The organism is Streptomyces sp. DT190, assembly GCF_049846985.1.
GTDB lineage: Bacteria > Actinomycetota > Actinomycetes > Streptomycetales > Streptomycetaceae > Streptomyces.
In genome coordinates this window covers 210,999-232,636 of the sequence record NZ_JBNCNM010000006.1, presented here as the reverse complement: position 1 = coordinate 232,636, position 21,638 = coordinate 210,999, and the positions used below count along the sequence as shown (strand labels likewise).

19 protein-coding genes and 1 tRNA gene are annotated in these 21,638 nt (G+C 72.0%); 13 read left to right on the top strand and 7 right to left on the bottom strand.

Features of this window, described 5'->3' with window-relative positions; all coding sequences use genetic code 11:
* Nucleotides 1–67 precede the first annotated feature (67 nt).
* The 3 genes from ACPXCS_RS14100 to ACPXCS_RS14090 form a co-directional block, all read right to left on the bottom strand.
* Entirely contained in the window at nucleotides 68–529 is a 462-nt protein-coding gene (locus ACPXCS_RS14100) for a carboxymuconolactone decarboxylase family protein (protein ID WP_425946863.1), read from the bottom strand.
* Between the two features lie 200 nt (nucleotides 530–729).
* Entirely contained in the window at nucleotides 730–3,606 is a 2,877-nt protein-coding gene (locus tag ACPXCS_RS14095) for an SUKH-4 family immunity protein (protein WP_425946864.1), read from the bottom strand.
* Nucleotides 3,607–3,614: 8 nt separating this feature from the next.
* A complete protein-coding gene (locus ACPXCS_RS14090; RefSeq protein WP_425946865.1) occupies nucleotides 3,615–4,619 on the bottom strand; it encodes an SMI1/KNR4 family protein in 1,005 nt (334 codons plus the stop codon).
* 384 nt (nucleotides 4,620–5,003) lie between these two features.
* On the opposite strand from ACPXCS_RS14090, the gene ACPXCS_RS14085 reads away from it, so the two are divergent.
* Together ACPXCS_RS14085 and ACPXCS_RS14080 are read left to right on the top strand one after the other, a co-directional pair.
* Nucleotides 5,004–5,591, top strand: a complete 588-nt coding sequence (locus tag ACPXCS_RS14085) for a YwqJ-related putative deaminase (protein ID WP_425946866.1) — start codon at nucleotides 5,004–5,006, stop codon at nucleotides 5,589–5,591.
* 96 nt (nucleotides 5,592–5,687) lie between these two features.
* On the top strand, nucleotides 5,688–6,182 hold the full coding sequence (locus ACPXCS_RS14080) for an SUKH-3 domain-containing protein (RefSeq protein ID WP_425946867.1): 495 nt from the start codon (nucleotides 5,688–5,690) through the stop codon (nucleotides 6,180–6,182).
* Between the two features lie 24 nt (nucleotides 6,183–6,206).
* On the opposite strand, the gene ACPXCS_RS14075 is transcribed toward ACPXCS_RS14080, so the two are convergent.
* Entirely contained in the window at nucleotides 6,207–7,508 is a 1,302-nt protein-coding gene (locus ACPXCS_RS14075; protein WP_425946868.1) for a sensor histidine kinase, read from the bottom strand.
* Between the two features lie 167 nt (nucleotides 7,509–7,675).
* Here ACPXCS_RS14075 and ACPXCS_RS14070 point away from each other — a divergent pair, with 167 nt between their 5' ends.
* The 8 genes from ACPXCS_RS14070 (at nucleotide 7,676) to ACPXCS_RS14035 (ending at nucleotide 14,143) form a co-directional block, all read left to right on the top strand.
* On the top strand, nucleotides 7,676–8,548 hold the full coding sequence (locus ACPXCS_RS14070; protein WP_425946869.1) for a hypothetical protein: 873 nt from the start codon (nucleotides 7,676–7,678) through the stop codon (nucleotides 8,546–8,548).
* A gap of 12 nt (nucleotides 8,549–8,560) precedes the next feature.
* Nucleotides 8,561–8,632, top strand: a tRNA-Gln gene (locus ACPXCS_RS14065).
* Nucleotides 8,633–8,754: 122 nt separating this feature from the next.
* On the top strand, nucleotides 8,755–10,203 hold the full coding sequence (glmU, locus tag ACPXCS_RS14060; protein ID WP_425946870.1) for a bifunctional UDP-N-acetylglucosamine diphosphorylase/glucosamine-1-phosphate N-acetyltransferase GlmU: 1,449 nt from the start codon (nucleotides 8,755–8,757) through the stop codon (nucleotides 10,201–10,203).
* 135 nt (nucleotides 10,204–10,338) lie between these two features.
* Nucleotides 10,339–11,319 (top strand): ribose-phosphate diphosphokinase, encoded by a 981-nt coding sequence (locus ACPXCS_RS14055; protein WP_094053509.1) that lies wholly within the window; start codon nucleotides 10,339–10,341, stop codon nucleotides 11,317–11,319.
* Nucleotides 11,320–11,502: 183 nt separating this feature from the next.
* Complete coding sequence (locus tag ACPXCS_RS14050; RefSeq protein ID WP_425946871.1) at nucleotides 11,503–12,093, top strand: 50S ribosomal protein L25/general stress protein Ctc; 591 nt, start codon at nucleotides 11,503–11,505, stop codon at nucleotides 12,091–12,093.
* Nucleotides 12,094–12,162: 69 nt separating this feature from the next.
* A complete protein-coding gene (pth, locus tag ACPXCS_RS14045) occupies nucleotides 12,163–12,765 on the top strand; it encodes an aminoacyl-tRNA hydrolase (RefSeq protein ID WP_425946872.1) in 603 nt (200 codons plus the stop codon).
* A gap of 54 nt (nucleotides 12,766–12,819) precedes the next feature.
* Nucleotides 12,820–13,311, top strand: a complete 492-nt coding sequence (locus ACPXCS_RS14040; RefSeq protein WP_425946873.1) for a hypothetical protein — start codon at nucleotides 12,820–12,822, stop codon at nucleotides 13,309–13,311.
* A 136-nt stretch (nucleotides 13,312–13,447) separates the two neighbouring features.
* The gene (locus ACPXCS_RS14035) at nucleotides 13,448–14,143 is read left to right on the top strand and encodes an LPXTG cell wall anchor domain-containing protein (protein WP_425946874.1); all 696 of its coding nucleotides are present in this window, start codon (nucleotides 13,448–13,450) and stop codon (nucleotides 14,141–14,143) included.
* 70 nt (nucleotides 14,144–14,213) lie between these two features.
* On the opposite strand, the gene ppc is transcribed toward ACPXCS_RS14035, so the two are convergent.
* A complete protein-coding gene (ppc, locus tag ACPXCS_RS14030; RefSeq protein ID WP_425946875.1) occupies nucleotides 14,214–16,946 on the bottom strand; it encodes a phosphoenolpyruvate carboxylase in 2,733 nt (910 codons plus the stop codon).
* Nucleotides 16,947–17,240: 294 nt separating this feature from the next.
* On the opposite strand from ppc, the gene ACPXCS_RS14025 reads away from it, so the two are divergent.
* Together ACPXCS_RS14025 and ACPXCS_RS14020 are read left to right on the top strand one after the other, a co-directional pair.
* On the top strand, nucleotides 17,241–18,260 hold the full coding sequence (locus ACPXCS_RS14025) for an acyl-CoA desaturase (protein WP_425946876.1): 1,020 nt from the start codon (nucleotides 17,241–17,243) through the stop codon (nucleotides 18,258–18,260).
* Nucleotides 18,257–18,934: a TetR family transcriptional regulator gene (locus tag ACPXCS_RS14020; protein WP_425946877.1), complete on the top strand. Its 678-nt coding sequence runs from the start codon at nucleotides 18,257–18,259 to the stop codon at nucleotides 18,932–18,934. Before ACPXCS_RS14025 ends, ACPXCS_RS14020 begins: the two co-directional genes overlap by 4 nt.
* Nucleotides 18,935–19,176: 242 nt before the next feature.
* Here the strand turns inward: ACPXCS_RS14020 and ACPXCS_RS14015 are convergent, their stop codons facing one another.
* Nucleotides 19,177–19,998, bottom strand: coding sequence for a trans-aconitate 2-methyltransferase (locus ACPXCS_RS14015; RefSeq protein WP_425946878.1), 822 nt, complete (start codon nucleotides 19,996–19,998; stop codon nucleotides 19,177–19,179).
* A 143-nt stretch (nucleotides 19,999–20,141) separates the two neighbouring features.
* Here ACPXCS_RS14015 and tamR point away from each other — a divergent pair, with 143 nt between their 5' ends.
* Entirely contained in the window at nucleotides 20,142–20,639 is a 498-nt protein-coding gene (tamR, locus tag ACPXCS_RS14010; RefSeq protein ID WP_309093749.1) for a MarR family transcriptional regulator TamR, read from the top strand.
* On the opposite strand, the gene ACPXCS_RS14005 is transcribed toward tamR, so the two are convergent.
* Nucleotides 20,598–21,365, bottom strand: a complete 768-nt coding sequence (locus ACPXCS_RS14005; RefSeq protein ID WP_425946879.1) for a LuxR C-terminal-related transcriptional regulator — start codon at nucleotides 21,363–21,365, stop codon at nucleotides 20,598–20,600. The genes tamR and ACPXCS_RS14005 overlap by 42 nt on opposite strands.
* Nucleotides 21,366–21,638: the final 273 nt, after the last annotated feature.

Sequence of the window (21,638 nt, the reverse complement as noted above, 5' to 3'; positions counted from 1 at the left end):
ACGGAAGTATCCATCACGCGACACTCCGCACCGGGGTCACGGGCTCCCGGCCGGGCCGTACGACCCGTCAGCCCCATGTCGTGCCGGCGGGCTCCTGAATGGTCGTGTTGATGCGGTTGAACAGGTTCGTCACGGCGATGGTGAGGATCAGACCCGAGAGTTCCCTCTCGTCGAAGTGGTCCGCCACCTCGTCCCACAGGGCGTCCGGTACGGACTCGCCCGACAGGTCCGGCAGCCGTGTCATCGCCTCCGCCAGCCGCAGCGCGGCGCGTTCGGCGTCCGAGAAGAACGGCGCGTGCCGCCAGGCGGCGACGGCCGCGACGCGCTCCTCGCTCACGCCGGCCTCGCGGAGATTGACGGTGTGCCCGTGGACGCAGGCGCCGCAGCCGTTGATCTGGCTGGCGCGCAGCCCGACGAGTTCCGCCACGTCCTGCCGCAGACCGCCCTCCGCGACCGCCTTCAGGAGGGTGCCGATGCCCTTCATCGCACCGGGAAGGACGAACGCCGGGTTCTTCATCCGTGCCTGCATGATCTCTGCCTCCTGTGTCGGCCGTGCGTCACTGTCACCGGCATGACGGATCGCGGCAGGAGGGTGTGACAGCCCCGCGGCGGTTTTCCCGCGCAGCGGCGTACGGGCACGAAAAGAGCCGGGTCCGGTCGTACGGGCGACCTGACCCGGCTCCGCGGAGCACCCCGGCCCCGCCTGCTACGGCGCCTCGCGGCGACGCGTCACAGCAGTCCGTCCCACATCTGCTCCAGCAGCACCGACCACCAGCTCTCCGGCGAGCCCAGCGCCGCCGGGTCCAGCGCGGCCAGCTGCGCCTGGAAGTCGACCGTCCAGCGGCCGGCCTGCTCCTGGTTCAGCCCGAACCTCAGCCGCCACATCCGGCCGAGCAGCGCCAGGCAGCGCGCGAACTCCGGCAGCCCGGTGTTCACGAACTGCGGCGGTACGGGCGCCCCGCCCGGCCCCGCCTCCACCGGCACGGCGACGATGTTCGCGGTGCCGTACTGCACGCAGATCGCCTTGCCGAAGTCACTGCCCATCACCAGGTACGAGCCCGCGTCCGAGGCCGGCTGCACCCCGCGCTCGGCCGCCAGCTCCGCCAGCGTCGGAACGGGTCGGCCCGGCTGCGCCTGCGCCCAGAAGAACGGGCCCATGTCCATCGGCAGCCCGGCCACCACCAGCGTGTGCGCCACGACCGGCGGCACGCCCTGCCGGGACACGGCCGCCTGCTCGAAGCGGAACACACCCGGCCCGAACGCGGCCGCCAGCTCCTGCGCGATGGCCTCCGGCGGGACCGGCGGCACCGCCTGCACCGGCGGCAGCGGAGCGCGCACCGGGGCCGGCCGCGCCGGGCCGTCCGCCACCTGGTGCAACTCGCCCTGGTGCGCCAGCAGTTGCTGCATGCCCTGCTGCCGGCTCGCGTGGTCAGTGCCGTACGGCGCGATGGACGTGATCCGCGCCTGCGGCCACTGCTCCCGGATCATCCGCGCGCAGTACGCACCCGGCAGCTCGCACGACTCCAGCTCCGTGTGCAGCTCCAGCACCTGGTCCGGGGGCACGTTCATGGCCCGCAGCTCGTGGAAGATCTGCCACTCCGGGTGCGGCGTGCCCGGCGCCGAACGCCGGATCAGCTGCTGCTCGGAACCGTCCTGCGCGCGGTACCGCAGCACGGCCTGGTAGCCGGGGCCGACCGTGGGCTGCCCGGTGGGCTGCTGCGGATAGCCGTACGCCGGCGGCTGCCCGGGCACGGGCTGACCGGGCGGCGGCACGGCACCGGGCGGCATCGCGCCGGGGGGCATCGCCCCGTGCGGCATCGGCGGCGCGCCGGGGGCCGGCGGCGGCGGAGGCACACCGGGGCCGCCTACGGGAGGCGCGGCCAGCATGGTCTCCGCGTGGTGCACGGGCCCCGGCGCACCGGGCACACCGGGGGCACCGGGGGGCTGCGGCGCACCGGGCGGCCCGGGCGGATGGGGCGCGCCGGGCGCCTGCGGAGCGCCGGGATACGGCACGCCCGGAGCCTGCGGCACCCCGGCCCCGCCGGGGCCTCCCGGAACACCGGGCGCGCCGGGAGGCCCCGGCGGCTGCGGAGGCTGAGGCCCACCCGGGCCCGTCCGGCCGGGGTCGGCGAACATCGTGGCGGCGTGGTGCACGCCGCCGGGCGGCGTACCACCCGGGGCGCCGGGGGCGCCGGGGGCGGCAGGCGCACCGGGCGGCCGGGGGGCTCCCGGAGGCTGCGGCGCACCGGGGCCACCCGGGGCCGCGGGGGCTCCCGGCCCCTGCGGACCGAGCGCCGACACCATCTGCGTGGGCACGTAACCGCCGGCCGGCCCACCCGGCGCTCCGGGCCCTGCGGGACCCGACGGCGCAGGCGTCTCGCCCGGCCGCGCACCCGGCGTACCCGGGGCACCCGGCGGAGGCGGCGTGGTCGGGCCCGTGCCCCGGTTGCGTCCCGGCGGCGGGGTCGCCTTGCTGGTCGCGGCGTCGGCGATGTCACCGGCGTTCGGCGCGACCCCGGGCCCGGCCGGCGGCTGCGGCACACCGGCGGAACCGGCGGAACCGGCAGCACCGGCAGCACCGGTGGAACCGGCTCCGGCAGGCCCGCCGGGCGCACCTGGCCCACTTGGCGCACCGGCCGCGTGCGGATACCCGTACGGCTGTCCGCCCTGCGTGGGCGGCGGCGTACCCGGGCCCCCGGGCCCGGACGCGCCCGGCGCGTCCGGGTCGTCCGGGTCGTCGATCGCCGGCGACAGCGCCGTCGGCGGAAGCCGGCTGCCACCCGACATCAGGGCCGTCTTGGCGTCGGACGTCGCCGACGGCGGCGCGTCCCCGTCGCTCCCGCTCAGCGGCGGTGCGAACACCGTCGCGGGCAGGGGCACGGAACGGTCGTCACCGGCATCGCCGTTGGTGTCCGTCCCGGCCCAGGGAGTCGCCCCGGCGGGCGCGCCCGGCGCACCCGGCGCCTCCGGCACCCTGGAGGCGTCCGACGCGGCCCCCGCGTCACTCCCCCCGGCGACCGGCCACGTCGTACCACTGCTCGGCGTGCCTGGAACGCCCGGCACACCCCCACCGGCCGGGACACTCCCACCGGCCGGGACACCATCAGCGGCCGGGACACCGTCACCGACCGGTACGCCGTCACCGACCGAGGCACCCGAGGCATCCGAGCCGCTCGCAGCCCCCGCACCGGCCGGGACACCCGCGCCCCCGGAAGCCGCACCCCGCCGATCCGGAATCCCCAGCTTGTCCGCCGCGTCCTGCAACCACTCCGGCGGAGTCAGCAGGAACGACGTCTGGTTCAGATCCACCCGCGCGGGCGCCGGCGCCGGCTCGTCCACCACGTCGGAACGGCCGTACTCCTCCTCGTACCGGCGGATCACCTCACCCACCGGCAGCCCCGGCCACAGCGTCGCCTCACCGCTGTCCCGCGCGATCACCAGCCGCTGCGCGCCCCCGTCCGAACGCGGCCCGTCCGCCCGGTCCTCGGCCCACACCACGAACCCGAGGTCGAACTCCCGCACCCGCACCTCACGGTGCTGGTACGCCGGCAGGTCCCCGTTGATCCACTCTTCAGCGCGCTCCTGCGCCTGTGCGAAGGTCACCATCGCTGACGTCACTCCCCCACGGCCGACGACGACACCGCGTCCACCGGCACCACACGCGCGAACCCGCCGTCCACCATCAGGTTCGCCACCGTCTCCAACTCCGGCGGCTCACCGGCCAGCCGCGACAGGAAGACGTCGAAGTCGTCCCCGCACGGCAGCAGCAGCCGCTCCACCCGCTCCGCCGGCGGCAGCGACGGATCCACGTCCCGCGCGTCGTCGTACGCGCAGAACCACACCGAACCGATCCGCTCGCCCTTCACCTTCACGGCCAGCAACCCGCCCTGGACGAAGGCGATCCCCAGGTAGTCCTTGGTCAGATGGTCACGCAGACACTTGTTGACGTACACCAGGTCGTTGACCGCCGCCTCGTCGCGCACCGTGAAGAACGGCTGGTCCACCAGCAGCCCCAGCTCCGCGTCGAGCGCGGCGCCCACCGGCGCGCAGCCGCCCGCCGCCTTCAGAAACGACCGGTACGCCCCCGGCAGCCGGTAGCCGAGGTCCTCCTCGACGCCCTGCACCTGCGACTCCGTCACCGCCACACCCGACTTCGGCAGCCCGAAGTGCGCCGGACGCGTCTCCTGCAACGGCCGCGTGCCCCGCTTGGCGTGGTCGACGCCCGAGGTGGCCACCCCGCCGTGATGCCGCAGCAGCGCCTTCACCTCGACCGGGACCAGCTCCAGCCGCCGCGATCCCACCACGTGGTGCCACGTCCAGCCGTGCGGCGTCGCCACCGCCGGCACCGTGTCCCACAGTTCGTGCCCGGACGCCGCCAGCGCCGTGTTCGCCGACACGTAGTCCGTCAGCCGCAGCTCGTCGACGCCGAAACCCTCCGGCGGCTCCGCGATCTCCGCGGCCGCACGCGCGTAGGGCGAGAAGTCGGGGTAACCGCGCTCGTCCACCCGTACCCCTCTCGGGTGACGGGCCGCCCGGACCGGGTCCGGGAAATGCACGACCTGCCCGGCGTAGGCCGCGTTCGGCGGCGCGGCTTGCTGCCCGAGCCGACCTGTCGTCATGGCGGTTGCCCCCTGCGGCACTCTGTACGACCCGTATTGACCACCTCTGGCACACTACGGCCCGTATCGACTGTCACGTCCACTGTCTGACCACCGCGCGCCGCGGCGCGCAGCACCGCACGCGCCCCTCACGGATCACCCTCCGGTTCACTGCATCGATCCCCGAACGGATCACCGCATCGCCCGCGGTGCCGACAGCCTATGCGGTACGACGACACCGGTCACCGGCACCGGTCCGCACCCCCTCCGCTTCCGTGACCAGGCGTCACCCCACCGTGACGGCACACCCCACTACGGGCGTGTCGCACCGCCCCAGCTTCCGCACGAGCCGCGGCATTTGGCAGTCTGTGACCTCCCGGGGGATGCACGGAGGGGAAGACGATCATGAACGCGACACAGACGGGACCACACACCGGCAGGTCCGCCGACCCACGCAACGGCGCCCCGCGCGACGCCGATCCACGCACCGGCGACCCCCGCAGCGGCGACCCGCGCACCGGCGACCCCCGCATCGGCTGGAGCGCCACCGAAGCCACCCACGCCCCCGCCCTCCTCCACCGCCGCGACGGCATCCTCCCCACCGTCGCCGCCGCCCTCTCCGTCCGCGGCGCCACCCTCACCGGCACCGCCGCCCGCGGCGACACACCCCCCGCCCTGCACCCCCTCGTGCAGGACTTCCTCGACACCCTCACCAGCGCCCAACGCGACCGCTTCACCGGCCGCTGCGCCGAGACCATCCTCATCTCCCGCCACATCGCCGCCGCCGACGCCGCACGCAGCAAACGCGCCGCCCGCAGACCCATGACCAACGGCGAGGCACGCAAAGCCCTCAAGCAGGCCAAACTCACCGCCCGCCGCATCCGCGAGGACGGCGACCCCCTCCACGGCAGCTTCGCCACCCCCTGCCGCGCCTGCACCGCGCTCAGCGCCCACTTCGGCGTCCGCATAGTCGACCCCGCGCCCCGGAGCTGACGCGCCCCACCCCCCACACCCCCACACCCCGCACGACCGGACACTCCGGCGCGCCCACCGCGCGCCACCCCATGACCTCGACGAGACGAAGGGCAGATGCACACCGACCGCACCTCCTCCACCCGCTTCGCCGTACCCGTCGACGCCGCCCTGCGCGCCGCCGGCTGGCAACCCGGACGCTGGGACATCAAACAAGCCGAGGTCTGGGCCGACGCCCTGCGCGACCACGCCTCCCCCGCGGGCCACCGCCACACCGTCTTCCCCGCGGCCGTCGAGGCCTGGGCCGAATTCGGCGGACTCCACATCACCCCCGTCGGCCCCGGCCGCCAGGTCGCCCCCGCCACCCTCCACCTCGACCCGCTGCACGGCCTCCACATGGCCCGCACCCTCGGCGACCTCGGCCGCGCCCTCGGCACCGAGGTCTGCCCCCTCGGCGCCGAGACCGACACCCAGGCCCTCCTCGCCATCGACACCGACGGCCGCGTCTACACCCTCGACCACACCGGCGACTGGTACCTCGGAGCCGACATCGACCAGGCCCTGACCACCCTCATCGCCGGCACCGAACCCGCCCGCCTCACCACCGGCTGACCCGCACCCCGCCGCCCCGGCGCACTACGACGCCGGAATCACCGCCGACACCCGGAAACCCCCCGCGTCCGTCGGCCCCGACACGAACACCCCGCCCAGCGCCGCCACCCGCTCCTTCATCCCCACCAGCCCGTTCCCCCCGGACGGCAACCGCGCCGACGACGCCGCCTCCTCCCCCGGCGGCTCGTTCTCCACCTGCATCGCGATCTCCGACACCCGATGCGCCAGCCGCACGTACGTCTTCGCCCCCGCCGCGTGCTTGTGGACGTTCGTCAACGCCTCCTGCACCACCCGGTACGCCGTCTGCTCCACCTCCGGCGCATACGAGCGGGCATCCCCCTCCACCGACAGGTCCACCACCATCCCCGCGGCAGCCGACTGCCCCACCAGCTCCTCGATCTCCGCCAGAGACGGCCCCTCGTCGTCGGCCGCCCGCGAAGCCGCCGCCGCGGCCGCCACCCCCACCGCCGCCAGCGGCACCGACGCGGCCCGCGCCCGGCGCTCGTCCCCACCGCTGCGCAGCACCCCGAGCATCTCCCGCAACTCGGTCAGCGCCTGCCGCCCCATGTCCCCCACCAGCGCGGCGTTGCGCACCGCCTTCTCGGGATCCTTCCGGGCCACCGCCTGCAACGCCGCCGCGTGCACCACCATCAGACTCACCCGGTGCGCCACCACGTCGTGCATCTCCCGGGCGATCCGCGTCCGCTCCTCGTTCCGGGCCCACTCGGCCCGCTCCTCCGCCCGCTCGGCCAGCAGCTGCAACTCCCGCTCCAGGCTGTCCGCCCGCTCCCGCAGACTCTCCATCAGCCGCCGCCGGGCCCCCACGTACAGCCCGAGCAGCACCGGAGGCGCGGTGAAGCCCAGCGACATCGTGATCGCCGCGAACGGCACGAACCAGTCGCCCAGGTCCAGATCCCCCCGGACCATGTCCTGCTGCGTCTTCACGAACGTCACGATGAGCGTGCCCACCAGCGACATCCCCGCCAGCGAGGCGATGATCCGGCGCGGCAGCTCGGCGGCGGCGAGCGTGTACAGGCCGACCACGCCCATCAGGAAACCCATCTGGGCCGGCGTGATGGCGATCGAGACCAGCACGACGGCGATCGGCCAGCGGCGGCGCACGACCAGCACGGCACCGGCGAGCACGCCGAACACCACCCCCGCCGCGACCGGGACCCCCGCGTCCCGGGCGAACGGGATCCCCTCCAGGCCGCACTCCAGCGCGGACACCACGGCCAGACTCACATCGAACACGGCACTGCGCCGCCTGGCCCACCACCACGGCCCTCCCCGGGCCGTCACATGGTCTTCCCCCGTCGCGGTCATGACTCCAGCCTACGGGCGCCCACCGCCGGTTTTCCGGTGAGTTTCCCGTACTGGCCCACGCCACACTCCGTGACCGTTCGGCCGCGAAACCACCCGATATCCCTCGAACTGCTGAACCGCTCACCGTTCGACCCCGGAACCCTCCATTCCGCCCGGACGGTATGCGTATGACACATGCCAACGGCACATACGCCGACTTCGAGGACTTGAGGGAACGAGCAGTGACCCTGCGCCGAGCGGGGCTCAGCCGACGCCAGATCCGCGACCGGCTGCACGTCGACAACAACGACATCCTCAACCGCCTCCTGGAGGGCGAGCCCCCGCCGGCCTGGACGAAACGCCCGAACGCCAAGGACGACCTCCGGGCACGGGCCAGGGAGCTGCGCCTCCAGGGATGGACCTACGACCGGATCCAGGTGGAGCTCGGCTGCTCGAAGAGCTCGATCTCCCTGTGGGTCCGGGACCTGCCGAAGCCGGAACGCAAGCGCACCCCCGAGGAGGCGTCGGCGATCGCGAGGCGCGGCTGGGAGGCCACGCTGCGCCTGCGCGACGAGGAACGGCAGCGCACCAAGGAGACGGCGAAGCAGGCGGTCGGCGCGCTGTCACCGCGCGAGCTGTTCCTCTTGGGCGTCGGCCTCTACTGGGCGGAGGGCGGCAAGGACAAGCCGTACGACCGCCGCGAGAACGTCTGCTTCGTCAACAGCGACCCGGGGATGATCCGGGTCTTCCTCGCCTGGCTCGACCTGCTCGGGGTGGAACGGGAGCGCATCAGATTCGCCGTGATGATCCACGAGAGCGCCGACATCCCGGGAGCAGAGCAGTACTGGGCCGACCTCGTCGAAGCCGACCGCTGTGCGTTCAACAAGACGACATTGAAGAGGCACAACCCCAAGACGGTTCGTAAGAACACCGGCAACGCGTACCGGGGTTGTCTCGTGATCAAGGTGAGGAAGAGCGCCGACCTGTACCGTCGCATCGAAGGCTCCTGGTGCGGCATAGTGTTGGGAGCCACCCAGCTGATTGGCGAAATGTCCGATTAGCCGGGTTTGCTATCCCCTGTGGTGTAATTGGCAACACGGGTCACTTTGGATGATTTGTTCCAGGTTCGAGTCCTGGCAGGGGAGCACACACTCGGTTCGGGTCCTGACTGGCAAGCCCAGGCAGGACCCACACTCATGTCGACCACAAAACCCCCCGGTATCCTGCGGATGTCACCCCCACCCCATCCACAGCCGAAGGGCATCCCGTGAGCGCCAACCGCCCGGCAGCCGTCGTCGTTCTCGCAGCGGGTGAGGGCACCCGTATGAAGTCGGCCACACCCAAGGTCCTGCACGAGCTCTGCGGTCGCAGTCTCGTGGGGCACGTGCTCGCCGCCGCGGGCGAACTGAACCCCGAGAACCTGGTCGTCGTGGTCGGCCACGCGCGGGAGAAGGTCACCGCGCACCTCGGCGAGATCGCCCCCGGCGTCCGTACCGCCGTGCAGGCCGAGCAGAACGGCACCGGGCACGCCGTCCGGATGGGCCTGGAGGAGCTCGGCGGGTCGGTCGACGGGACCGTCGTGGTCGTGTGCGGGGACACTCCCCTGCTGACCGGCGCCACCCTGCGGGCCCTCGCCGAGACGCACGCCGCCGACGGCAACGCGGTCACCGTGCTGACCGCCGAGGTGCCGGACGCGACGGGCTACGGGCGGATCGTGCGGGACGACGCCACCGGCGCCGTCACCGCCATCGTCGAGCACAAGGACGCCACCGACGCCGAGCGGTCGATCCGTGAGATCAACTCGGGTGTGTTCGCGTTCGACGGCCAGCTGCTCGCCGACGCGCTGAAGAAGGTGCGCACGGACAACAGCCAGGGCGAGGAGTACCTGACGGACGTGCTCGGGATCCTGCGTGAGGCCGGGCACCGGGTCGGGGCCTCCGTCGCCGGCGACCATCGTGAGATCGCCGGGATCAACAACCGGGTGCAGTTGTCCGAGGCCCGCCGGATCCTGAACGACCGGCTGCTGACCGAGGCGATGCTGGCGGGTGTGACGGTCGTGGATCCGGCGACGACGTGGGTCGACGTGACCGTGACGTTCGAGCAGGACGCGGTCGTGCACCCGGGTACGCAGCTGCACGGCTCGACGCATCTGGGTGAGGGCGCGGAGGTCGGTCCGAACGCGCGCCTGAGGGACACCCGGGTGGGTGCGGGGGCGCGGGTGGACAACACGGTGGCGGACGGCGCCGAGGTCGGCGCGGGGGCGTCGGTCGGGCCGTACGCGTATCTGCGTCCGGGGACCCGGCTGGGTGCGAAGGGCAAGATCGGTACGTACGTGGAGACGAAGAACGCCTCCATCGGTGAGGGGACGAAGGTGCCTCACCTGTCGTACGTGGGTGATGCGACGATCGGTGAGTACACGAACATCGGCGCGGCGAGCGTGTTCGTGAACTACGACGGTCAGGAGAAGCACCACACGACGGTCGGGTCGCACTGCCGGACGGGTTCGGACAACATGTTTGTGGCGCCTGTCACGGTCGGGGACGGTGCGTACACCGCCGCCGGGTCCGTGATCACGAAGGACGTGCCGCCCGGTTCGCTGGCCGTGGCCCGTGGTCAGCAGCGGAATATCGAGGGTTGGGTGGCTCGTAAGCGTCCGGGGAGTGCTGCCGCGAAGGCGGCGGAGGCGGCGTCCCGGGAGCCGGACGGCGAGGGGTGACCGGAAACCGGTGCCTCAAACACGGCGTACGGTGATAAGTGCACACCCGCACCCCCACCAGCTGAGACGGCCTCCGGCAAGCCGGCTGCGAGGTCTCTCGACACCCAGCTGCGACACCTCTGAGGAGACAGTGCTGTGACCGGGATCAAGACGACCGGCGAGAAGAAGATGATGTTCTTCTCCGGCCGCGCCCACCCCGAGCTTGCGGAGGAGGTCGCCCAACAGCTGGGTGTCGGGGTCGTCCCGACGAAGGCCTTCGACTTCGCCAACGGTGAGATCTATGTGCGTTATCAGGAGTCGGCGCGGGGTGCCGACTGCTTCCTGATCCAGAGCCACACGGCTCCGATCAACAAGTGGATCATGGAGCAGTTGATCATGATCGACGCGCTGAAGCGCGCGTCGGCGCGTTCCATCACGGTCATCGTGCCGTTCTACGGTTACGCGCGGCAGGACAAGAAGCACCGCGGGCGTGAACCGATCTCGGCGCGTCTGATCGCGGACATGATGAAGACGGCGGGTGCGGACCGGATCCTGACGGTGGATCTGCACACGGACCAGATCCAGGGCTTCTTCGACGGTCCGGTGGACCACCTGTTCGCGCTGCCGCTGCTGGCGGACTACGTGGGCCGGAAGGTGGACCGGGAGAAGCTGACGGTCGTGTCGCCGGACGCGGGCCGGGTGCGGGTCGCGGACCGCTGGTGCGACCGGCTGGGTGCGCCGCTGGCGATCGTGCACAAGCGGCGGGACAAGGACGTCGCGAACCAGGTCACCGTCCACGAGGTCGTGGGTGAGGTGAAGGGTCGCGTGTGTGTCCTGGTGGACGACATGATCGACACGGGTGGGACGATCTGTGCCGCGGCGGACGCGCTGTTCGCGCACGGTGCGGAGGACGTGATCGTGACGGCGACGCACGGTGTGCTGTCGGGTCCGGCGGCGGACCGTCTGAAGAACTCGCGGGTGAGTGAGTTCGTGTTCACGAACACGCTGCCGACGCCGTCGGAGCTGGGCCGGGATCTGGACAAGATCTCGGTGCTGTCGATCGCGCCGACGATCGCGAGTGCGGTGCGTGAGGTGTTCGAGGACGGTTCGGTGACGAGCCTGTTCGACGAGCAGTAGAGCTCGCTGTAGAGATCGTTTTGGGTGCGGCCTCCGGGTCCGAGTAGACTGCTGCAGTTGCTCGGCGAGGGAGGCCGTTCCCGTTGGTTCAGCGGGATGCGGCGGTCCGTTATCGACGCGCTCTTCGTAGCAGGCCGTTCGTGGCCGGGTGACCACGTCCGTTTCTGACTTCGAGGAGTGAGTATGTCCGAGGTGAAGATCTCCGCCGCGACGCGCACCGAGTTCGGCAAGGGTGCCGCGCGCCGTATCCGTCGTGAGGACAAGGTTCCGGGTGTCCTGTACGGGCACGGTTCCGACCCGATCCACCTGACCCTGCCGGGTCACGAGCTGCTGCTGGCGCTGCGTACGCCGAACGTGCTGATCGCGCTGGACATCGACGGCAAGACCAACGAGCTGGCGATTCCGAAGTCCGTGCAGCGCGACCCGCTGAAGGGCTTCCTGGAGCACGTGGACCTGCAGCTGGTGCAGCGGGGCGAGCAGGTCAACGTCGAGATCTTCGTGCAGACCGAGGGTGAGCTGGCCCCGGGCGGCAACCTGCTGGAGCACGTGCTGAACGCGCTGCCGGTCACGGCCGAGGCCACCCACATCCCCGAGTCCGTGACCGTCTCCGTCGAGGGTCTGACGGCCGGCGACTCGATCCTGGCCAAGGACATCCCGCTGCCGAAGGGCACGACGCTGGCTGTCGAGGAGGACACCGTCGTGCTGCAGGTCCTCGCCGCGCAGGCCGAAGAGGCCGCGGAGGGCGAGGAGGGTGGAGAGGCCGCCGAGGCCTGATCCTCCCCGTCGTCGTTTCGTCGGCCGCTGTTCCCGTGCGGGGCAGCGGCCGACGCGTATGAAGGAGACATGGACGTGACGACCGATGCCGCCGCTCCCTGGCTGATCGTGGGGCTGGGCAATCCGGGGCCGGAGTACGCGGGCAACCGGCACAACGTGGGTTTCATGGTGGCGGATCTGCTGGCGGACCGGCTCGGGGGCAGGTTCAAGCGGGCTGGGCGGGCGCAGGCGCAGGTGGTCGAGGGGCGGATCGGGCCGCCGGGGCCGTCGAACCGGCGGGTGATCCTGGCGAAGCCGATGTCGTACATGAACCTGTCGGGTGGTCCGGTGAACGCGCTGCGGGACTTCTACAAGGTGCCGGTGGCTCATGTGGTGGCGGTGCACGACGAGTTGGACATCGATTACGGGACGCTGCGGCTGAAGCTGGGGGGCGGGGACAACGGGCACAACGGTCTGAAGTCGATGACGAAGGCGTTCGGGGCGGATTACCACCGGGTGCGGTTCGGGATCGGCCGGCCGCCGGGGCGGATGCCGGTGGCGGACTTCGTGCTGAAGGACTTCTCCTCGGCGGAGCGCAAGGAGCTGGACTACTTCGTGGACCGGGCGGCGGACGCGGTGGAGTGTCTGGTGATCGAGGGCTTGGAGCGGGCGCAAAGCACGTACAACTCCTGACTTGTCGCCCGGTGAGGTTGACGGGCCGTTGAGGCATGGCCAATGATCCCGGCCATGCCTGCCCATGCCCCCGCTTCCCGTCCGGCCTCGGTCGTCGTGCTGCGGTTCGGGCGGTTCGCGGTGATGGGCGCGGTCGCGATGCTGATCCTGATCGCGGGGGTGTGGGCGTCGTGGGGGACGGCGCAGCACGTGATGCTGACGAAGGGCCGGGAGCGCGGCACGGTCGACGTGGTGCGGTGCGGGGAGGAGAGCTGCTGGGGCCGGTTCACGCCGGTGTCGGCTGGGGCGCAGCCGCGGTCGAGGGTGGTGCTGGAGCGGTCGGTCGCGGTGGAGCGGGGCCGGACGTACACGGTGGTACTGAAGCCGGGCGGTGGTGAGGCGGTGCGTTCGGGTCCGGCGGGTGTGCTGTACGCGTGGGTGCCGCTGGGTGGTGCGTTGCTGCTGGCGTCGGTCGTGGTGGCGGGCGGGTTGCTGCGGACGCGGGCGGCGTGGGTGCTGGCGTTGTCGGGTGTGGCGTTGCTCACGGCCGCTTTCGTGACTGTCTGAGGGGTCGGGGCGTTCTCCAGGTTCGTGGAGGGGCCCGAGTGTTGTGTGTTCGTGATTGACGTGGCGCCGGGCTCGGCTGGAAGCTGAGCCGCCCCCTCCACATCTTCCCGGTCACTTCTCGAAGATGGACTTCTCGATGCGAACCCTTCTGCGCGTCGGCGCTGTCTGCGCCGCCGCTTCCGCGGTCCTCGTTCTCGCTCCGGGCGCGTACGCGTCGCCTCCCGGGGACAACGGCACGGTCAAGATCCATGACGCTGCGACGGGCGAGGAGCTGCGCCGCAACGAGCCGCACGTGTGCGCGTTCTACCTGGACGCCTTCGGTTTCGACGGCGGTCAGCGGGTCGACTGGCGCATCGACGCGATCCCCCCGAGCGAGAACAAGGGGGAGACGGTGGAGTCGGGTGCGCTGACGCTGGACGGCGAGGGTCGCGGCCGCAGCGAGGACCTGTCGCTGCCGGACGGGCACTACAAGCTGTTCTGGAACTTCGACGGCGAGAAGGGCGCGGCGAAGCACAAGGTGTTCTGGACGGACTGCGAGGACGAGCAGGAGCCGGGCGGTTCGGTGCCGTCCGGTTCGGCGTCCGCGTCGCCGTCGTCCGGGGCGTCGGGGGTTCCGTCGGGTGAGCCGGGTGAGCCGGGCGCGTCGGCGTCCGGGGGCGCGTCGGCCGGTGGCGGGGCGTCGTCGTCGCCGTCCCCGCAGGGCGTCGCGGGCGGCGATCTGGCGGAGACGGGCAGCGGGGCGCCGGTGGGTCTGCTGTCGGGTGTGGCGGCGGTGCTGCTGGCGGCCGGCGGGTTCCTGGTGTTCCGTCGCCGTCAGGCGCGGCACGGCTGACGTCCTCCGCACCACGTGTGGTGCCCCCGAGCCGGCACGGGCTCGGGGGCACGGTCGTGCCGGGGTGCGGTCAGCCGGTGTTGCGCAGGCCGGCCGCGACGCCGTTGACGGTGAGGAGGAGGGCGCGGGCGAGGAGCGGGTCGGGGGTCTCGCCGGCGGCCGCCGCGTCGCGCTGCCGCTTGAGCAGGGCGACCTGGAGGTAGGAGATGGGGTCGAGGTAGGCGTCGCGGATGGCGAAGGTCTGCTTCAGGACGGGTTCGGCGTCGAGCAGTTCGTTCTCGCCGGTGACGCGGAGGACCTCGGCGACGGTCAGTTCGTGTTCGGCCTTGATGGTGTCGAAGACGTGCTTGAGCTCGTCGGGGACGAGGGTGTCGACGTAGTGCTGGGCGATCCGCAGGTCGGTCTTGGCCAGGGTCATCTCGACGTTGGAGATGAAGTTGCGGAAGAAGTGCCACTGGCCGTACATCTCGTCGAGGACGGTGTCGAGGCCGGCTTCGCGCAGGGCCTTGAGGCCGGAGCCGACGCCGAACCAGCCGGGGACGATCTGCCGGGACTGGGTCCAGCCGAACACCCAGGGGATGGCGCGCAGGCCGTCGAGCGAGACGCCGGAGCCGGGGCGGCGGGAGGGCCGGGAGCCCAGGTGCAGGTCGGCGAGCTGGTCGACCGGTGTCGACGCGAGGAAGTACGTCGGCAGGTCGGGGTCCTCGACGAGGCGGCGGTAGGCGGCGTGGGCGGCGTCGGAGACGACGTCCATGGCGGCGTCCCAGCGGGCGAGGGCCTCGGTGGACTGGCGGGGTGCGGTGTGCAGGGCGGAGGCCTGGAGGGTGGCGGCGACCGTCAGCTCCAGGTTCTCCCTGGCCAGGGAGGGGATGAGGTACTTGTCGGAGATGACCTCGCCCTGCTCGGTCACCTTGATCTCGCCCTCCAGGGTGCCCCAGGGCTGGGCGAGGATGGCGTCGTGGGTGGGGCCGCCGCCGCGGCCGACGGTGCCGCCGCGGCCGTGGAAGAGGCGCAGGCGGACGCCGTAGCGGTGGGCGACGTCGCGCAGGCGGCGCTGGGCGCGGTGGATCTCCCACTGGCTGGTGGTGATGCCGCCGAACTTGGAGGAGTCGGAGTAGCCGAGCATGACCTCCTGGACGTCTCCGCGCAGGGCGACGAGGCGCCGGTAGGAGGGGTCGGAGAGCATGTCCTCCAGGATGGTGTCGGCGGCCTTGAGCTCGTCGGTGGTCTCCAGCAGGGGGACGATGCCGATCTTGGCCCAGCCGGCGTGGAGGTCGATGAGGCCGGCTTCGCGGGCGAGGACGGCGGCGGCGAAGACGTCGTCGGCGCCCTGGCACATGGAGATGATGTAGGACTCGATGACCTCGGGTCCGAAGACCTCCAGGGCCTTCTTCACGGTCTGGAAGACGCCGAGGGTCTTCTCGCCGGGCGCGTCGACGGGTGCCGGGGTGGGGGCGAGGGGCCGCCGGGAGCGCAGTTCCTTGGCGAGGAGCTTGGCGCGGTACTCGCGGGGCATGTCGGCGTAGCGCCAGGACTCCTCGCCGAGGCGGTCGAAGAGCTGGCCGAGGGCGTGGTGGTGGGCGTCGGCGTGTTCGCGGACGTCCATGGTGGCGAGCTGGAGGCCGAAGGCGGCGAGGGTGCGGATGGTGCGGGCGAGGCGGCCGTCGGCGAACAGGCCGCCGCGGTGCTCGCGCAGGGAGTCCTGGATGATGCGCAGGTCGGCGAGGAGTTCGCCGGTGCCGAGGTAGTCGCGGCCGTCCACGTGGGTGGTGCCCTCGGCGAGGCGCTTCTTGGTGTTCTCCAGCTTCTGCCGGATGCAGGTGGCCTTGAGCCGGTAGGGCTCCTCGGCGTTGAGGCGCTTGTAGCGGGGGCTGATCTCGGGGAGGTTCTCCAGGTCGGTCTGGAGGGAGGTCAGCAGTTCCTCGGTGGCGCCGGCGTAGCGGATGGAGTTGGACAGGAAGCCGCGGAGCTCGTCGATGGTCTCCAGGGCGTCGTTGATGCCGTGCTCGTGCTGGAGGATCAGGACGTCCCAGGTCACCTGGGGGGTGACGTTGGGGTTGCCGTCGCGGTCGCCGCCGATCCAGGTGCCGAAGGTGAGGGGGCGGGTGTCATCGGGGAGCTTGACGCCGGCCCGTTCCAGTTCGGCGGTGAGGTCCTCCAGGACGTCGCCGACGGCGCCGGCGTGGAGTTCGTCGAGGTAGTAGATGGCGTTGCGGGCCTCGTCGGCGGGCTCGGGGCGGACGACGCGCAGTTCGTCGGTCTGCCACACGAGGTCGATGTTCTCGGCCAACCGGATGTCGAGGCGGCGGCGGTCGGACTCGATGACCGGGGTCTCCAGGAGCGCGGCGATGCGCCGGAGCTTGTTGAGGACCGAGCGGCGTGCGGCCTCGGTGGGGTGGGCCGTGAAGACGGGGCGGACGTTGAGGTTGCGGACCGTCTCGCGCAGGTGTTCGGGGTCGGCGTCCTTGAGGCGGTCGGCCGTGCGGGCGAGGAGTCCGCCCTCGGCGGCGCGGCGGGCGCGCAGCTCGCGGCCGCGGTGCACCTGCTCGGTGACGTTGGCCAGGTGGAAGTAGGTGGAGAAGGCGCGGACCAGCTTGGCCGCGGTGTCGAGTTCGGTGCCGCGCAGCAGCTCGGCGGCGGCCTCGCCGTCCTCTCGGGTGAGGCGGCGCACCTTCTCGACGAGGTCCAGGAGCTCGGGGCCCTCCTGCCGGACGAGGGTCTCTCCGAGGAGGTCGCCCAGGCGGCGGATGTCGGCACGCAGCTCACTGCTCGTCGTCGTGGTCTGGTCGTCGGCACTGCTCACAGGTGCGGCTCCTTGCAGTGTTGAAGCTCGTCTGGGAGGGGTACCCGGACGGCGTCTCGCGCGGCGGGCGCCGCTTACGGGGCCGGACGTCCGGGAAGAAATCAGAGCGGACCGCGCTGTCCGACCGACTCAAGGATAGGTGTCGTCCCGGACGCGCAGGCTGTCGGGCTCTTGCCGCGGAGCGCCGCGCTGACATACTTACGATGCCGTAGGTTACGGAACCGTAGGAAGCATGGCGCGGATTCCCGTGGCCCGGCTATCCCATCTCCATCCACATACCCCCAAGGGACGCGTATGACCAGTAGTTCCGACGTGATCGAGGAAGCCGCGAAGGCTCCCGGTCAGGCCAGCGACGCCGCAGCAGCCTCCGCCACCCTCGGCGGCGAGAAGAAGCGGTCCATCGAGCAGCTCGCCCTGCTCCTCTTCATCATCGTCCCGTTCCTCGCGCTGCTGGCGGCCGTACCGCTGGCGTGGGGCTGGGGGGTGAGCTGGCTGGACCTCGGTCTGCTGGTGTTCTTCTACTTCCTGGGGTGCCACGGCATCACGATCGGTTTCCACCGTCACTTCACGCACGGTTCCTTCAAGGCCAAGCGGCCTCTGAAGATCGCGCTGGCGATCGCGGGGTCGATGGCGGTCGAGGGGCCGCTGGTGCGCTGGGTGGCCGATCACCGCAAGCACCACAAGTTCTCCGACGCGGAGGGCGACCCGCACTCGCCGTGGCGGTTCGGTGAGACCCTGCCGGCCCTGATGAAGGGCCTGTGGTGGGCGCACATCGGATGGATGTTCGATGAGGAGCAGACGCCGCAGGAGAAGTACGCGCCGGACCTGATCAAGGACAGGACGCTGCGCAACATCTCCCGTCAGTTCGTGCTGTGGACGGTGGTGTCGCTGGCGCTGCCGCCGGTGATCGGCGGTCTGGTCACGATGTCCTGGTGGGGCGCGTTCACCGGGTTCTTCTGGGGCTCGCTCGTCCGGGTGGCCCTGCTGCACCACGTGACCTGGTCGATCAACTCGATCTGCCACGCGGTGGGCAAGCGCCCCTTCAAGTCGCGTGACCGTTCGGGCAACGTGTGGTGGCTGGCGGTCCTGTCGTGCGGCGAGTCCTGGCACAACCTGCACCACGCCGACCCGACTTCGGCGCGGCACGGCGTGATGCGCGGCCAGGTGGACTCCTCCGCCCGGCTGATCCGCTGGTTCGAGATGGCGGGCTGGGCGTACGACGTCCGGTGGCCGTCACGCTCGCGTATCGATTCGCGGCGTACCACCGGGGAAGGCGGCTCCCGGCGCGGGAAGGAGCCCGTCGAGGCGGCATGATGGTCGCTGTGGCGACCGACTCGAGCAGCACCCCCAGCAATGACAAGCCGCGGCGAGCGCGTCGTACCCGCATGACCGGTGCCGAGCGCCGCCAGCAGCTGCTGGAGATCGGTCGCACGCTCTTCGCCGCCAAAGGGTTCGAGGGCACGTCGGTGGAGGAGATCGCGGCGAAGGCCGGGGTCTCCAAGCCGGTGGTCTACGAGCACTTCGGCGGCAAGGAAGGGCTGTACGCGGTCGTGGTGGACCGCGAGATGCGCCGCCTGCTGGAGATGGTGACCGGCTCTCTCACGGCCGGTCACCCGCGCGAACTGTGCGAGCAGGCGGCCTTCGCGCTTCTGGACTACATCGAGGAGTACACGGACGGCTTCCGCATCCTGGTCCGTGACTCGCCCATCCCCCAGTCCACCGGGTCGTTCGCCTCGCTGATCTCGGACATCGCCACCCAGGTGGAGGACATCCTGGGCCGTGAGTTCAAGAGCCGCGGCTTCGATCCCAAGCTGGCCCCGCTGTACGCCCAGGCCCTGGTGGGGATGGTCGCCCTGACCGGCCAGTGGTGGCTGGACGTGCGCAAGCCGAAGAAGGCCGAGGTGGCCGCGCACCTGGTGAACCTGGCATGGCACGGCCTGGACGGGCTGGAGGCGAAGCCGCACCTGATAGGGCGGCGCAAGGCCTAGAGGGCCGGCACAGGGGCGGCGTCCCGGGTGACGCCGGCGCCGTCGGACCCCGGCCGGGCAGCACCGGCGTCGATGCCGGTGCCGGTCACCGCGGTCCGGGGTGGGGCCCTCCCCGCCGCCCGGAAGTCCTCACCGATCCCTCTGCACGACCGCGCGGAGCCCGCCCGGAGCGCGTAAGCGCCGCGCCGGGCGGGCCCGGGCGGCTTCCGCCGCGGCGAGCCGGGCATGGGCGACGGCCGTGATCACCGGCTCTCCCTGCGCGCCACCGCGAAGACCCGGCGGAACGGGAACGGCGTGCCGTGCGGGCCGGCCGGATAGGCCGCGCGCAGGGCCGACCGGTACGCGGCGAGGAAGTCGTCCCGGGCCTCGGGCTCGTCGGCGAGCGCGGTCAGCACGGGCCGCAGGCCGGTGCCCTTCACCCAGTCGAGCACGGGGTCCTCGCCCTCGAGCAGGTGGAGGTACGTCGTCTCCCACACGTCGGCCGCGCAGCCGAGGTTCGTCAGCCGCTCGTGGTAGTCCGCGGGCGTGAGCACGGCGTCGGTGTGGCGCAGGGTGCCGGCGAGCCGGTCGCGCCAGCGCGGTGACTCGGCGAGTTCGCGCATCAGGCGGTGGCTGGGGGCGTCGAAGTTGCCCGGCACCTGGAAGGCGAGGACACCGCCGGGCTTCAGCGCGGCGACCCAGTCGGCGAAGCGGTCCACGTGCCCCGGCACCCACTGCAGCGTCGCGTTGCTGACGATCAGGTCGTGCGGCTCGCCGGGAGTCCAGGTGCGGGCGTCGGCGGGGGCGAAGTCGAGTCGCCCGCCGCCGGGGGTCGGGCCCTCGTGGCCGGCGTGGGCGCGGTCGAGCATCTCGGGCGAGTTGTCGTAGCCGGTGATCAGGGCGGTGGGCCAGCGGTCCGCGAGCAGCGTGGTGACGTTGCCGGGCCCGCAGCCGAGGTCGGCGATGCGGGGCGGCTCGCCGGGCAAGTCGGGCACGCGGGCGAGGAGGTCGGCGAAGGGGCGGGCGCGGTGGCGGGCGTGGCGCAGGTACTGGGCGGGGTCCCAGCGAGGGGCGGCTGCGGGCATGGGTCCTCCAGATGTCCTTCGGGGTGACCGTACGTCCGCGTGGGGCACGGGACGCACACCCAGCGTGATTCCCGCACTATCTCGATGTCAAGATAATGGACATCAAGAGACTCTACGTCGACACAACCACTACACTGATCGTCATGGAGGACGAGGTCGACCGGCTGGTCGCAGCATGGCGCCGGGAGCGCCCGGACCTCGACGTGGAACCGCTCGAGGTGCTCAGCCGTGTGAGCAGGCTGGCCCGGCACCTGGACCGGGCGCGCCGCCTGGCCTTCTCGGAGCACGGCCTGGAGCCGTGGGAGTTCGACGTCCTGACGGCCCTGCGCCGCGCGGGGACGCCGTACCAGCTCTCCCCCGGCCAGCTCCTCACCCAGACCCTGGTCACCTCGGGCACGATGACGAACCGCATCGACCGCCTGGCGAAGAAGGGCCTGGTGGAACGCCTGCCCGACCCCAGCGACCGGCGCGGTGTCCTGGTCCGGCTGACGGACGAGGGCAGGGACCGCGCGGACCAGGCCCTGGCGGGTCTGCTGGACCAGGAGCGCGCGATCCTCGCCGAGCTCACCCGGGCCCAGCGCGGTGATCTGGCGGGGCTGCTACGCCAGTTGACCGCCCCGTTCGACAACATCCCCGGCTAGGTCGACCGGCCCCACCCCGGCCCGGCGGGCGAGGGCGACGGCGGCGAGCGTGGAGTGCACGCCCAGTTTCCCCAGGACGTTCTGCATGTGCGTCCGCACGGTGTGCGGCGACAGGTAGAGGCGCTCGGCGACGGCCTTGCGCCCCAGCCCCGCCACCATGCACCGCAGCACCTCCCGCTCACGCGGAGTGAGGGACTCCACCAGCCGCTCGCTCTCCGTGCGGTGCTTGCGGGCGGCGGTCAGCTCGCGCAGCACGCCGGTGAGCAGGGCCGGCGGCAGATGCGTCTCGTCCCGCAGCACGCCCCGGATGACGGTGAGCAGCCGGGACAGCGAGCAGTCCTTGGCGACCCATCCGGAGGCGCCGGCCTGCAGGGCCAGCGCGGCCCGGCGCGGGTCGTCCTTCTCGGCGAGCACGACGATCCGTACGTGCGGCTGCGCGGCGCGCACGCCGGTGACCAGGGAGATCCCGTCCACGAGCCCGTCCTCGTTGCCCTCCTGCACGGGAACGGCCGGGCGCGCGCCCGGTACCTTGCCGCCCAGGTCGGCGTCGACGAGCAGCACGTCGAACCGGCGCCCCTCGGCGACCGCGCGCTCCAGGCTGCGCAGCGCGGCGGGACCGCTGCCGGCGGCGGAGACGTCGACGTCGGGCTCGGCGGCCAGGGCCGCGGCGAGTGACTCGGCGAAGATGCGATGGTCGTCGACGACCAGGACTCGGATGCGAACCACGAAACCCCCTTACCCGAGCTCTTGAAGAGCAGGGGATACCCCATCGTCGGGAGACGACACCGCGCGGGTACGACCCCGGAGTGTGCGTCCGCTGCGCCTGTCCGTCCGTCCTTGCCGCAGCCTGACCGGGCGCCGGCCGCACGGCCGCCGCCGTGCAGGAACCGCTACCCCCACTCCGGGTGTCGTACCCGGCTGTCTCGCCCCCTGAGCGGCACCGGCCCCCACCGGTGCTGTTCATCAGGGTACGGGCGGGGGCCCGGAGCGGAAGGTTAT

Coding starts and splice junctions, on each gene's coding strand:
- ACPXCS_RS14100 (WP_425946863.1), bottom strand. CDS start 529: ATGCAGGCACGGATGAAGAACCCGGCGTTCGTCCTTCCCGGTGCGATG.
- ACPXCS_RS14095 (WP_425946864.1), bottom strand. CDS start 3,606: ATGGTGACCTTCGCACAGGCGCAGGAGCGCGCTGAAGAGTGGATCAAC.
- ACPXCS_RS14090 (WP_425946865.1), bottom strand. CDS start 4,619: ATGACGACAGGTCGGCTCGGGCAGCAAGCCGCGCCGCCGAACGCGGCC.
- ACPXCS_RS14085 (WP_425946866.1), top strand. CDS start 5,004: ATGAACGCGACACAGACGGGACCACACACCGGCAGGTCCGCCGACCCA.
- ACPXCS_RS14080 (WP_425946867.1), top strand. CDS start 5,688: ATGCACACCGACCGCACCTCCTCCACCCGCTTCGCCGTACCCGTCGAC.
- ACPXCS_RS14075 (WP_425946868.1), bottom strand. CDS start 7,508: ATGACCGCGACGGGGGAAGACCATGTGACGGCCCGGGGAGGGCCGTGG.
- ACPXCS_RS14070 (WP_425946869.1), top strand. CDS start 7,676: ATGACACATGCCAACGGCACATACGCCGACTTCGAGGACTTGAGGGAA.
- ACPXCS_RS14050 (WP_425946871.1), top strand. CDS start 11,503: ATGTCCGAGGTGAAGATCTCCGCCGCGACGCGCACCGAGTTCGGCAAG.
- pth (WP_425946872.1), top strand. CDS start 12,163: ATGGACGTGACGACCGATGCCGCCGCTCCCTGGCTGATCGTGGGGCTG.
- ACPXCS_RS14040 (WP_425946873.1), top strand. CDS start 12,820: ATGCCTGCCCATGCCCCCGCTTCCCGTCCGGCCTCGGTCGTCGTGCTG.
- ACPXCS_RS14035 (WP_425946874.1), top strand. CDS start 13,448: ATGCGAACCCTTCTGCGCGTCGGCGCTGTCTGCGCCGCCGCTTCCGCG.
- ACPXCS_RS14025 (WP_425946876.1), top strand. CDS start 17,241: ATGACCAGTAGTTCCGACGTGATCGAGGAAGCCGCGAAGGCTCCCGGT.
- ACPXCS_RS14020 (WP_425946877.1), top strand. CDS start 18,257: ATGATGGTCGCTGTGGCGACCGACTCGAGCAGCACCCCCAGCAATGAC.
- ACPXCS_RS14015 (WP_425946878.1), bottom strand. CDS start 19,998: ATGCCCGCAGCCGCCCCTCGCTGGGACCCCGCCCAGTACCTGCGCCAC.
- tamR (WP_309093749.1), top strand. CDS start 20,142: ATGGAGGACGAGGTCGACCGGCTGGTCGCAGCATGGCGCCGGGAGCGC.